Source organism: Streptomyces sp. NBC_00510 (genome assembly GCA_036013505.1).
Lineage (GTDB): Bacteria > Actinomycetota > Actinomycetes > Streptomycetales > Streptomycetaceae > Actinacidiphila.
The window spans coordinates 8,647,776-8,660,537 of the sequence record CP107851.1 but is presented as its reverse complement, the minus strand read 5'-3'; the positions used below and the strand labels follow the sequence as shown (position 1 = coordinate 8,660,537).

Below are 12,762 nucleotides of genomic sequence, written 5' to 3'. Positions count from 1 at the left end.
GGTGCTGAGCGACAAACCAAGTCGACGTAGGTCAGTGCGGTACCCGATCATGCGTTCATGCCTCTGGGAGAGACCCTTGCCCGCATCGATGTAGACCTGGCCGCCGGCCGGGTCCCCGTCGCGCGTCAGCGCTTGCGCGGTCTCATCTCGTCCTTCCCGCACAACCTGACGCTCCGCCGCCGTCTGGCCGAGGTGTACCGGCTCTACGGCGACGCCGCCGAGGCTGGGCGCTGGATGTACCTTGAAGATGACCGGGACGCCGACGAGACCGCCGCCTTCGAGGCGCGGTACGGGTCTCCCGGACGGCGGATGAAGGCCCTCGCCTGGCACGGTCCCGAAGCGATGGCCGCCACCGCCTTCGCGCAGGGGCAACTGGTCGCGGTACGGACCGCCTGCACCGAGGAAGTGGGGCACCCCGTCAACTGGGACGACCCCGCCTCCTACCGGGACAGCCTGGATGAGCAGCACGAGGCGCCCTCCGAGCCGTGGTCGGTCGGCGGTGTGCTGGCGGGCGTCGGCTGCCTGGTGGCGGCCCTTGTGTTCCTCGCGATCTGGGTGAATGGACTCGTTGCCCTCTTCGGCTGACTCAGGTCACCTGGGCCGGTGAGGAGCGCCGCTCATGGTTCCGTGAGACCGGCCGTCCAGAACTGCCGTGCGCGGGACGCCCGGTGACGAGTGGAACGAACTCGCGGCGTCTGGTGTGATCACGGCTTCGGAGCCCCGGGACCATACCGTGACGGAGATCAATGACGGGACGGCTCTTGGCCCGTCACAGGCTTCCGGGCTCACGCGTCAGCCCCTCTATGAAGGACCGGAAGTCCGGGGCGAGGTGCAACTCCGTTTCGAGTTCCGCGTCGAACCAGGTCACGGAAGGCTCCCCGTGCTGCCCGCAGACCCGGTAGTCCAGCCCGATCCAGCAGGGGCCGTCGCCCGAGACCAGCACCACCGCGGTCGGGAGCCCCCATTCCCGGACCAGGTACGGACCGTCGAGCATGGAGAGTGCCGCCGCGCGGTGCCCGATGCCCATGAGGAGGTCGACCGGGACGTGATCGGCACTCCACGAGGTCGGCCCGCTCGTGGGGAAGGCGTTCCGGTCGGCCGCCACCGCGCCTCCGTTCTGATGGCGCAGCAGATCGAGCAGGGAACCAGGGACCGTGACGCCCAGCGAGCGCTCGGCCTCCACGATCAACCGGTCGGTCAGGGGCTCCTGAATTCCGTACCGGCTCTCGGTGTCCCAGAGGGAGCGGCGAAGGTCCTCGAAGCGTGCCATGGCCGGAATCGTAGGAGCTGCGATTCTGATGTGGCGCTTCGTCCCGTGGCACGGGACGGGCGGCCCGGTCGCCGGTGGGAACACGGGCTCCGAGCACCCAATAGAATCCTGGCATGCTGCTTTTCCACTTCACGCGGCCGGAGCTGTGGCCGCTGATCCTGGCAGACGCAGAGATCAAGGCGACCTGGCCGACGGCTCAGGAGGACAGGCAGGAGCTGGCGGGGACCGTGCACCTCACGTCCGATCCCAGCCCCGCCTCGCTCCCCGGGCCCTTCCGGGACTGCACGGTGCGGTTCACCGTGGAAGTGCCGGCCCCGGAGGCGCAACGGTGGCACGCGTGGGCGGGCACCAGGCTGCCGGCCCAGACCGTCCACGTGCTGACGGCGACGCACTTCGGGGAGCGCCCCGACGAGTGGTTCGTCGTAGAGCGGGCCATCCCGTCGGCGGAGTGGGTGTCGGTCGTGGATCTGCAGGTGCAGAAACCCCTGTGGCCCCAGCCGTAGACGTCCACAGCCCGAACAGGGCGGGGCGAGACCCGGTCTCGCCCCGCCCTGTTCAGGTGTTCCCGGCCGTGCCCGTCAGCGCAGCGTGTACGCGGTGGGGATGGTCTGCCTGACGGTGTTGCCCTTGCTGTCGGTCGCGCTGATCCGCAGTCCGACGCCCTTGGCGGCCTGGTCCCGCCGAGGGTTCTTGATCGTCGTGGTGAAGGTGTCCTTTCCGGTGGCCCGGGTGGTCGCCGGGTGCCAGGTCTTGCCCCCGTCGAAGGTGGTCTCCGCCTTCAGGGACGTCACCTTGGGCAGGGCCGTGAGGCTTTCCTGGTAGTAGCCGACGACGGTGATCTCGTGGTTCTCCCCGGCCTTGACGGTGTTGTCCAGGGCCAGATCGAAGTCGTAGCGCAGGAAGATCAGCGGCTCCGGGCGGCAGGCCGCCTGGTTGCTGCCGACCACCTCACCGATGCACGGGCTCAGCTTCGGGGCGTCGTCCTTGGTCGCCTTGGCGGAGGTGTACTGCCACACCGTCTTGACGTCGTTGGTCTCCGTCTCGAACGTGTACCGGGCCGACTTCGCCGGAAGGTCGTAGGAGACGAGGTCACCGCCCTTGCAGCCGGAGAGCGCCAGCATCGCCGCGGCTGCGAGCACCACGAGGGCCCCTCTGCGGCGCCGTGCCGATGGCACAGGGGTGTTCATCGTGTCGGTCTCCTTAGCGGTGTCGAGTGCCATCACAGGGTCGCCCAGGTCTCGTCCGGGAGGTGCTGCGTGTGACGCTCGATCTCGTCACCGGACGCGTTCAGCAGCTTGAAGTCGCAGGTGGAGTCGAGGTTCGGAATGGTGGGCGAGGGAACCGTCCCGCAGGAGGGGATCTCGAGGAACTCGTGCTGGAGCAGCTCGTCGTCGACGATGCCGATCAGGGCCTGGCGGCCGCCGCCGCTGCCCGTCAGGTAGACGGTGGGGTAGAAGGTGTCGCCCTGCCGGCAGCCCGAGCACGGTCCGGCCTCGACCGAGAAGCCGGACTCGGTCCGCACCTGTGGCACGGCCCCCGGTACGGCGGGCCCCGAGTTCCAGTGGATCTCGTCCCTGCCGGTGAGGACCATGTCGTTCATCTCGGTGCGGTTGTGCGCCAGGAAGGAGTCCGCTCCGACCTCGGCCCAGGAGGCGGTGAACCGGCTGATCGCGTTGTCCTCCTGCTTGACGAAGGTGGTCATGGTCTGCCGCGTGGCCGGGTGCGGCAGGGACACCTGCGACGTGACGGGGGTGGCCTGGAGGGACTGCCTCCAGCTCAGCTGGTGCACCTCACCGGGGCGTGACGCGTGGAAGGAGAGGTCGACCCGGTCCAGATCGCCCTTTCCGGCCTTGTAGGCGTTCGGCCGGATCTGTCCCTCGTCGTGGTACCTGGCGGCGTACGCCCTCGGCACGACGCTGCCGCCGAGGCTGATCTCGACGTGCTTCCGGTCGGCCTTGATCCGCTTGATCAGGCCTTCGGCCTCGGCGTAGGGCACGCTCACGATGGGCAGTGCGGCGTACGGCTGGATCGCCGGGCAGCTCTGCGGCCCGTCCACGCACTGGTCCAACTCCGAGGGGCGGCCCAGCGAAGTGAGGCCCGGTGCCGCGACCAGCACGCCGACGGCCCCGGCTGTGGCAGCGGCCGCCACCCGCTCGTCCCGGAGCTTCGCGTAGTCGCAGGTGCCCTGACAGATGTCGGTCGGCGTGAGGAGTACGAGCTTGCCCCGGGCGTCGACGTCCGCGAGTTCGGCGGCGGTCCCGGTGCCGGCGTGGACCACCGGCAGGTGTCCCTTGACCGGCAGGCGGGGAACCTGGATCGCGGCTTCGCGGGTGCTCGGGTCCCCGTTGTCCCGCAGCCACGCCTGCGTCTCGGTCAGCCCGCCGTCCGGGGTCACGTAGCGGGCGGACAGGCTGGAGGGGGCACCGCCGCCGGTGGCGCGCATGGTGACGACGGGAGTCGTCCGCGAGCTGTAGAAGTCGTGGGTGAAGGTGCCCTCGCTCACCTTTCCGGTGGGCAGCACCCACCAGTTCGGCTCGCCGGCCTTGTAGTCGTACGTGAGCGCCGTGCCCGTCGTCCATGCCCCGGTCGCGGAGACCCGGTTGACGACGTCGGTCGCGTTGTAGGTCTCGGTGGACTCCGGGTACTGCACGCTCAGCGGCTTGGCCTTGCGCAGGTCCAGCGTGACCGTGCTCGCCTTGGTGAGGCTCACCTCCGGTGCGATCGGCTGGGCCTGCTGCCACTGGCCGGTCGCGTCCCGCCAGGTGACCGGCATCTGCACCGCGTAGGTGCCGCGGAAGAGCTGCTCGGTCACGGTGTCCGCGCCGACTTCGAAGACCTGGCCCGCATGCAGGTGGACCTGGTCGTCGACCGGCATGAAGGTGGCGGTGCCGTAACGGACGTCGGTGGCACCCGCCGGGGGCACGACGTTCAGGGTCAGCGGGAACTTCTGGGCTTCGACGAAGGTGTGGATCCCCGAACTCAGCCGTATCGCGCCGGAGTCGTCACGGGCGCTCAGCAGCCCGTTGTAGCCGCCGTGGGCCCCGTCCGTGCCCAGCACGCTGCCGTCGAGCGTCACCGACACCTCGGCGGACCCGCCTGCGGGAACGACCACCGTGTCCGTGCTGAGGGTGAACAGGCCTGCCGCGGCCGGCTTGCCGTCGGCGAAGGAGACCGGCATCGTCAGATGCAACGTGGTCGCCTTGTCGCCGCGGTTGGTGTACGTGATCTTCTTCGTCACCGCCGACTGCGGGTAGGCCAGGCGGCCGAAGTTCAGGTTCCCCTTCGGGACGATCTGCGGATTGGTCGCGGTCGCCAGGTCCACCAGGCCCCTGCCCTGGGCGTACATGTCGTGCCCCAGGTCGCTTGCGGTGTCCATCAGCAGCGCCTTGATCTGCTGACCGGTCAGCTCCGGGTGCTGCTGGGCGACGATGGCCGCGGCGCCGGCCACGTGGGGCGTGGCCATCGAGGTCCCGTTGGACGACGTGTAGTACTCGTCCACCACAGTGCCCATGGCCGTGCCGGCGGCGCGTGCCGCGACGATGTCGACGCCCGGAGCCGCGATGTCCGGCTTGGCGGCGCCGTCCCCGATCCGCGGTCCGCGGTTGGAGAAGGTGGCCATGTCGCCGCTCTTGTCGACGGCCGCGACGGTCAGGGCGTCGTCGGCGGAGCCCGGGGAGACGACCTTCTGGGCGACGAAGCCGGAGTTTCCGGCCGCGACCACGAACAGGGTCCCGGTGGCGCGGCTGAGCTCGTTGAGCGCCTGGCTCATCGGGTCGGTGCCGTCGGTGGGTTCACCGCCGAGGCTCATGTTGACGACCTTGGCCCCCGAGTGGGCGGCCCAGTCCATGGCCGCGATGATCCCGTCGTCGGGGCACTGCCCGTTGTCGTCGCAGACCTTGCCGACCAGCAGCTTGGCGCCGGGGGCGACGCCCTTGCGCAGCCCCTTGGACGCGGCACCGCTGCCGAGGACCGTGGACGCCACGTGGGTGCCGTGTCCGTGCCCGTCCTTGGTGCCCGTGGGACTGCCGGTGAAGTCGACCTGCCCGGCGATGCTGCCGGACACGTCCGGGTGGGTGGCGTCGATACCGGTGTCCAGCACCGCCACGGTCACGCCGGTGCCGTCGTAGCCGCGCTCCCAGGCGACGGGCGCGCCGATCTGCGGCACCGACTGCTCGAGGTCGACATGCGACATGCCGTTGAGCCAGACCTTCTTGACCCCGGCCAGGGAACCGGCGGACCGGGCGGCGGCGGACGTGGGGTCCGTCTTGCCCCGTACCCCCTGCCACCACCGTCCGCCGTCGGCGATTTTCATCGAGCGGCCGTTGATGCTCGGGAGCGCCCTGCCGCCCGACGCGCCGGCGACCTTCCGGGTCTTGTCGGCGCCGGCCGTTCCGGTGTAGGTGACGAGCACCGGCACCGCGTCGCCCTTGCCCGCCGCGACGAGGGTCACCAGCTGGGACAGGTCGAAGAGCCCCCAGTCGAGCAGTCCCTTGCCGACCAGCGCGAGGGCGTCGTCCGGCACGACGTACACCTTGCCCTGGCGGGTGATGGTGTGGAACACGCCCGGGGGTCCATCGGGCCGATCCGCGCTGTCGATGTCGCGGACGACGGGCTTGCCGTCGTCGTCGACGCCGACGTGCACCTTGTCGCCGGTGATCAGCGTCACCGGGACGGATCCGCCGGACGCGGAGACGATCCGTGCCAGGTCGTCGTTGGCGATCATCGTCGGGCTGTTCGTCTGTACGACCCCGGGAAGCGGCGACTTCCGGGTCGGCTCGGCGGCCTGGGTCGCCGTGGTCGACACGACCATGCCGAAGACGGTCAGACCGACGGTCACCGCGCCCAGGCGTCTACCGAGACGCTTCCTTGAGCTTCGCCTCATCTATGAGTCTCCTGTGAGATGAATGACGGGGGATATCGGGGGTGGGGGGACGTGCAGGACGTCTGCGATCGGACTCCCCGTGCGCGAGGACTCCGCGCCCCCACCAGGTGGACTGGCTCGGGCGGCGCCCCGCGCCACGGGCGATCACGGTCCGCCCCTGGGCCTCCGCGCTAGAGCGGTTCGTACTCGCCGGCAACGGCGGCATCACCCGCGTCCTCGGTGGTCGGGGCGTCTGCCGGATCGGCCTGCGGTCCTGCCGGTACCGGTCCGTCCTTCGCACGGCGTGCCGAAACGGCCGGGTCATCTGCCGGTTCGGGTGTCAGCGGTTCTGCGGGCAACATGGGGACGAGTGTGCAACCGGGGTCGGCACCGGCTCGATTGGTCAGATGCGGGATTTAACTCGTCGTTCGCCCGTGCGCCCTTTTTTTCGTCCCGGGCGACGGCGGTGAATTCACTCGTCGCCCGGCGGTGTTTGCCCCTGCTCGCCCACGATCCCCAACTCCACGACCCTGAGGGCGAGTCCGGTCCGCGACGTCACCTGCAGTTTGCGCATGGCCGACTTCACCTGGCTGGCCACGGTCTGCGTCGACACCACCAGCACGTCGGCGATCTGCCGGTTCGTCCGGCCGTCGAGCAGCAGGCGGGCGACTTCCAATTCGCGCGGGGAGAGGTGGTTGCCGTAGCTGGGCCGGCCCCGGCCGCGCGTCTCGCGGGTGTCCCCACCCCGCTCGTTCAGGGTCCGTGCCACCCGGTCGGCGTCGTGGTGGGCGCCGAGCTCCGACAGTGCTCGCCGGACGTCGGACAGCACCGGCAGCGCGGCCTCGTCCCGGCCGTCGGCGAGCAGGCAGCGGGCGTGGCGCTCCCGTGCGAGCAGGGCGTCGTAGGGGCGCGGCAGCGCCTGCCAGGCGTCGGCCGCCCGGGCGAACAGCGAGGCGGCGTCGGCGAGCCGGCCGCCGGCTTCGGCCAGGATGGCGCGGCACAGCACCACGGACGCCCGCGGCGCCGGGGCGTCCCTGTCGCCCAGGGCCCCCTCGAAGGTGTCGGCCAGGTCGGCGGCGCGGCCGAGCTGACCGGCGGCGACCAGGGCCGCGACCCGTGCCGGGGCGAACTCGACGGCCCGGGACCAGATGCCGCCGCTGACGGCGATCTCGGCCGGCTGGTCGGTGAGGCGGAGCGCCTCCTCGACGTCGCCGTCGCGCAGGCACAGCTGCGCCAGCGCGGCCGCGGCCTCGATGCGTTGCTGGTCGTCGCGTCCGGCGAAGCGCAGGCGTGCCTCCGCTGCCTCCCGGTCCCCGGCGGCGGCCTGGATCAGGCCCGCCACGAGCGCGGCCTCGCACCGGTCCTTCAGCCGGACGCCGTCGTCGTCGTCGACCAGCCGCGCCGTCCGGTCGGCGAGTCCCGCCCAGGCGCCGGTGAACCAGTCGAGGTGGGCCCGGGAGGAGGCGATGCTGTCGAGGTAGTCCAGGAGCTGGTGGCGCTCGGCGAGTGCCTGGGCCGTGGCCAGCCGTGCCCTGGCCTCGTCGTACCGGCCCCATCGCGTCGCCTCCTCGCCGACGTTCGTGTGGCCTATCGCGACGATGGCCGCCGCCCGGGGGTCGGAGACGTCGTCCGGGATCTGCCGGGCCGCGTCCCAGCCGGCCTCCTCGCCGAGCATGAGCAGCGCGAAGGCGCGTTCCACGAACAGGCGCAGCCGGTCGTGGGAGGCCATCGCCTGGGCCAGCGGCGGTGCTTCCTGCAGCCACCGCAGGTGTTCCGCGACCGGGCGTGCGTTCCCCAGGGGCAGGGCGAGCAGGATGCGGGCGCGCGGCGCCTCAGGCGAGTCCGGTGCGAGATGGGGCACCGCTCGCAGGATCTCGAGGCGGCCCGCCTCGATCTCTCCCGCCACCATGAGGACCCGTCCGACCTGGAAGCGGACCAGGGCCTGCTGTCCCGGCGTCAGGACCTGGCTGCCGAGGGCCGCTCGCAGCGCGTCGATGGTCTTCGAGTACGGGTCGGAGCCGGACAGCGCCTGGAACTGGATCTTCGTCACCAGCCGTACCAGCGGTTCCGCCGGGAGGGCCACGGTGGTCACCAGGCTGTGCAGCAGCAGTGCGGAGGTGGCCACGTCTCCGGACTGGACGCAGAGGTCGGCCGCCTGCTCGGTGTACCGGCACGCGGCGTCGACCTCGCCGGCCAGCCGGAAGTGCCGGGCCAACTGCGCCACCGGCGGCATCGGCCATCGCTCCAGTGCCCGGCCCGCGCGCAGATGCATGGCGCGCCGCTCCTCGGCCGGGATGGCGTCGTACACGGCGTGACACGCCAGCGAGTGGCGGAACGACCACTGCCCGGGCCTGTCCTCACGCAGCAGGCCGCAGCCGAGCGCTTCTGCCGCCTGCGCGGCGAACCGGTCCTCGGGCAGGCCGGTCACGGCCCTCAGGGTCGCGTGGTCGGCCGGGCCGGACAGTACCGACACCGCGTACAGGACGGTCCGGTCATCGGGCCGGAGCCGCTGGACGCGTTCGAGCATGGCGTCGCGGATCGTGGGCGGCACGTCGATGCGGTCCAGCCGGCGCCGCGCCCACCCGCCGTCCTGGCTGATGAGGTCGGCCCGGTCGTGCATCAGCCGCACCGACTCCTCCACCGCCAGCGGCACGCCCTCCGTGCGTGCGTGCAGGAAGGTCGCGAACTCGGTCGAGACGTGGCCGCCCGCCAGCATCGACGAGACGAATGACGCGGTCTCGGGGATGTCCAGCGGCTGCAGTGTCAGCCTGACCAGGTGCGCGTCGGCGGGCGGGCGGGAGGACAGCCGCAGCAGCAGCGAGTCGGCGGGCACTTCCTCCCGCCGGTAGGTCAGCACCACGCTCAGCGTCTGCGGTCGGCGGGAGACCAGGAACAGCAGGAACTCCAGCGTCGCCTCGTCCGCCCAGTGGACGTCCTCGATCGCCAGCACCGCGACGTCGAGCCGGCCGAGGACCTCGACGAACGCGCGGAACAGCCGGTGCCGGGCGGCGCTCGCGTCCTCCAGCGGCTCCGGTGCCGGAGGCAGGTCGTCGGCCCACTCGGGGAAAAGGGGGCGCAGCGCACCGCCCAGCCCGCTCAGCCCCAGGATGGCAACGTTGTCAACGCCGTCGCGCACCGCGTCCACGACCGCACCGAGCGTGTACGGCACCCGCAGCTCCGGGCAGGCCCCGACGAGGACACGACGTCCCCGCTCGGCCTGCGACCCCAGGAATTCACGCAACAGCCGGGTCTTGCCGATACCCGCCTCACCGTCGAGCAGGACGACCGCGGGGGCCGGCCCGAGCGCCCCGTCCAGGGCGGCGAGCTCCCGGTCCCGGCCGACGAACCGCGGCGCGGAGAGCGCCGGATGCCGACCGGCTTCGGTCTCGGTCCGTCCAGCCACCGTCCGCTCCCTTGGTCGATCAGCGCTACGCCGGTGCTGACTTTATCCGGGAGAGATCATTTGGGTGGCGGTATCGGCTCGGACAGTTGAACGACGAGCGGTTCCGCGGCCTCCTCGTACGGGGCCGCCATGGCGTCGAGCATGTTCCCGGCACCGACGCCGCGCCTGCCGGTCGCCGGCCCGGCCCGGCACCACGCCGACACGCGCCGGGGGGCCACCTCGCCTCACCCGAATGGGCTAATCGCACGGCGGCCGCGGACGTCTCGTGCTGGCCTGGAGAGGGGTGTACGAGCGAGGCGACACCATGTGCGACCTGCGGCAACAGTATGTCGGCCCCACCCCATCGCCGACCGGCGCAGCATCCGAAATCGCCGCGTGTCGCCCGCACAGACCACAACCACGGGAGTAACCCATGGCTGACCCCACGAAGAGCAGCGGCGGCGGCATGATGGACGAGCTGCAGGCACTGCTCGAGGGTGCGACGAAGCTCCTGAGCGACAGCGGCCTGAAGGGCGTCGTCGACTCATGGCTCGGCAACGGTCCCAACGAACCGGTCACGACGAGGCAGATCGAGGACGCGTTCGGCGCCGACAAGGTGGCCGAGGCCAGCAAGCAGGCCGGCGTGAAGCCCGACGCCCTCGCCGCCGAACTGCCCGAGGTCATCGACAAGGCATCTCCCGACGGCAAGATCGACATACGCAGTAGCAGCATCGAACCGTCCTCCATCGACGCCCGCAAGGAATCGGTCATCGACGTGCTGGGCCACACGATCGAGCGCCGCGGGTGACCACCGGCGACGACAGTCGCAGGGCCGGCGCTCACCCGTAGCGCCGGCCCTGTCCGTTCCGGATCACGAAGCCGGAGCAGCCCTGCCCGAAGCGCCCTGCCGCGCGCCCGATCCGCATCGCGGACCGGGCGCGCGGCATCTGCTCGGCATGTCTGGTGTGCGACCCGGCGACTCGCACGTGCCGAAGACGGTAGAGAGGTGGTCGTCGTGGAGTGAGAGGGCGGGAAGACGTGGACGTGTACGAAGCCGTGGACAGTCGCCGGGCCGTACGGGCGTTCAGCGACGCGCCGGTGTCCAGGGAGACTCTGGAGAGAGTGCTGGCCGCGGCGACGCGTGCTCCGTCGAGTGGCAACCTCCAGCCCTGGCATGTGTACGTCGTGACCGGCGGGCCCCTGTCCGAACTGAAGCGGCACGCGACGGCCCGGGCCCTGGCGGGCGACCCGGGTGACGACCGGGAGTACCCGATGTACCCGGCCGAACTGACCTCGCCCTATCTGGACCGCTTCTCCGCCGCGGCCGCCCAGCGGTACGAAGCGCTGGGGATCGCGCGCGACGACCCCGACAGGCCCAGGAAGATCGCGGCCTTGAACTCGGAGGCGTTCGGGGCGCCGGTCGTCCTGTTCTGCTACCTCGACCGGACGATGGGGCTCGGACAGTGGGCCGACGCGGGGATGTACCTGCAGACGGTCATGCTGCTGCTGAGGGCGGAAGGCCTGCACAGTTGCCCCCAGGTGATGTGGACCCTGTACCGCAGGACCGTCAGCCAGGCCGTCGGGGCCCGCGACGGCCTCGTGCTGTTCTGCGGCGTCGCGGTGGGCTTCGAGAAGGAGGGCGTACCTCGACTGCGCACCGGGCGCGCGGACATCACGGAGACGGTGAGCTTCGTCGGGGCATGACGCGGCCCTTCACCGGGCTCGCGTGCGGGACCGGCACTGGGACGGCCTCGCTTGGACGAGGCCGAGGCGGCTGTCCGTCCATGTGCGAGGCCCGCCGTCCCAGCTCCGGGGGTGCCTATATGGGCGAGGGCGGGTGGCGAGAGAGCCGGCTTCTGCTGATCGTGGCCAGGCTGGCAGTGCCGGCGACCAACCCGCCCTGTTGGCCACGTTCAAGGTCACCAACCAGTGGGGGGGTTGGCTTCGCCTTCCCGGGACAGCCGTACAAAGCACCAGCGCCTGTCGGCCAGCCGGCACGAGTGCTCAGACGACCGTCTTGAGCATGCGGCTGACGCCATCCTCGACAACGGGGCGCTTCCCCCTTGGGGACACGATCAATTCCAGGGCGTGCTGTTGCGATGACGCCCCGGACCGTGGCCCGGCGTCACGGTCCCCGCCGGCGGTGCAGGGCTCAGCTGGTCACCGGGCTGGTTGAGCGTGCCCGGGGCCTGCGCGAGTCCGGTGGCCCACAACTGGTCGACACGCGAGCGCTCGGTGGCGTTCGGGTAGCGGTTGGTGCAGGACGGGCCGGGGCCGCCGCCCGACATCAGCTCACTGCACGGCCCGCTGTAGTTGTCCGGCAGGCCCAGCACGTGCCCGGTCTCATGGGTGACGACGCGGACCGAGTCGTCCTGCTGGTTCTGGGTGTAGTCGAGGAAGATGTAGCCGCTCCCGTGGCCGTTGGTGGAGGCGTAGGACCCGCGCGAGTCGTTGCCTTCGTAGTAGGAGAAGTCGGCACCGCTCGAGGCCTCTTGGAGCTTGACGTTGGACTCGGAGCTGTTCCAGATCGAGGCCGCGCTCGATATCTGCGAACGGAAGCTCGGTGCCTGGGAGGCGTCGTAGTAGACGGTCACCGCCTGCGCGGTGGGCTGGGCGGCGCGCTTCTCGGCGACCGACTTGAGCACAGCCTTGAAGAACGCCGTGTTGTTCGCGGTCTCCGCAACCGACCCGTCGTACCGCGCCACGGAGGTACCGGTGGAAGCGGGCGGGGTGGCGGGCGTCTGGGCGCTCGCCGGCACCGCCACGCCCAGCGCGCTGGAGGCCAGACCCAGGCCGAGAGCGACGGCGAGGAGCCTCGCGGAGGTTCGGGACGACTTCATGTGAGGGGCTCCTTCTCACTCGGTGACGTCGAGCGCCCGGTGCGCGGTCGACTCCGCGTGAACACCGGTTCCGAACTGCAGCGACGTCCTGTGAGGGGTCATTGTTAGAACGCCTCGGCAGGGAGCGCAAAGGGGTCCCGCCACTACGTCGCCTCGTAGGTCCCGGGACCTCGCCAGGACAGTGCGCGTGCCTCCAGTTGGCACATGGCGGCGGGAGGGAAAGCTGTCGCGACGTCAGAAACCTTGCACCGCAGGGCAACGGGCCTGCGGGTCGGCCGGGCGTAATTCCGGGACGCGCTGCGGGATCAACATCCAGGCAAAAAGGGACAAACCCTCAGGTATCTGCCACGCCGTGTCTACTAAGTGCGCCAGTTGGTTGGCGGAACGCTGTGACCGACATCATAGAATT

At 70.8% G+C, this 12,762-nt stretch carries 9 protein-coding genes; 4 read left to right on the top strand and 5 right to left on the bottom strand.

The annotated features are described in order from the left end of the window. Window positions 1-57: 57 nt before the first annotated feature. A complete protein-coding gene (locus tag OG937_39320) occupies window positions 58-585 on the top strand; it encodes a hypothetical protein (GenBank protein ID WUD77332.1) in 528 nt (175 codons plus the stop codon). A gap of 184 nt (window positions 586-769) precedes the next feature. Here the strand turns inward: OG937_39320 and OG937_39315 are convergent, their stop codons facing one another. Next, the gene (locus OG937_39315) at window positions 770-1,270 is read right to left on the bottom strand and encodes an SMI1/KNR4 family protein (protein ID WUD77331.1); all 501 of its coding nucleotides are present in this window, start codon (window positions 1,268-1,270) and stop codon (window positions 770-772) included. A 113-nt stretch (window positions 1,271-1,383) separates the two neighbouring features. Here OG937_39315 and OG937_39310 point away from each other — a divergent pair, with 113 nt between their 5' ends. Continuing rightward, window positions 1,384-1,773 (top strand): hypothetical protein, encoded by a 390-nt coding sequence (locus OG937_39310; protein ID WUD77330.1) that lies wholly within the window; start codon window positions 1,384-1,386, stop codon window positions 1,771-1,773. A gap of 75 nt (window positions 1,774-1,848) precedes the next feature. Here the strand turns inward: OG937_39310 and OG937_39305 are convergent, their stop codons facing one another. The 3 genes from OG937_39305 to OG937_39295 form a co-directional block, all read right to left on the bottom strand. Beyond that, entirely contained in the window at window positions 1,849-2,457 is a 609-nt protein-coding gene (locus OG937_39305; GenBank protein WUD77329.1) for a hypothetical protein, read from the bottom strand. A gap of 32 nt (window positions 2,458-2,489) precedes the next feature. Beyond that, window positions 2,490-6,152, bottom strand: a complete 3,663-nt coding sequence (locus OG937_39300) for a S8 family serine peptidase (protein WUD77328.1) — start codon at window positions 6,150-6,152, stop codon at window positions 2,490-2,492. Window positions 6,153-6,603: 451 nt separating this feature from the next. Beyond that, window positions 6,604-9,534 carry an AAA family ATPase gene (locus OG937_39295; protein WUD77327.1) on the bottom strand — a complete coding sequence of 977 codons (2,931 nt, stop codon included), beginning with the start codon at window positions 9,532-9,534 and terminating at the stop codon, window positions 6,604-6,606. Window positions 9,535-9,946: 412 nt separating this feature from the next. Here OG937_39295 and OG937_39290 point away from each other — a divergent pair, with 412 nt between their 5' ends. Further along, complete coding sequence (locus OG937_39290; GenBank protein ID WUD77326.1) at window positions 9,947-10,321, top strand: YidB family protein; 375 nt, start codon at window positions 9,947-9,949, stop codon at window positions 10,319-10,321. A 230-nt stretch (window positions 10,322-10,551) separates the two neighbouring features. After that, window positions 10,552-11,217, top strand: coding sequence for a nitroreductase (locus tag OG937_39285; protein ID WUD77325.1), 666 nt, complete (start codon window positions 10,552-10,554; stop codon window positions 11,215-11,217). 371 nt (window positions 11,218-11,588) lie between these two features. Here OG937_39285 and snpA read toward each other — a convergent pair whose 3' ends face one another. After that, entirely contained in the window at window positions 11,589-12,353 is a 765-nt protein-coding gene (gene snpA, locus OG937_39280; GenBank protein ID WUD77324.1) for a snapalysin, read from the bottom strand. Window positions 12,354-12,762: the final 409 nt, after the last annotated feature.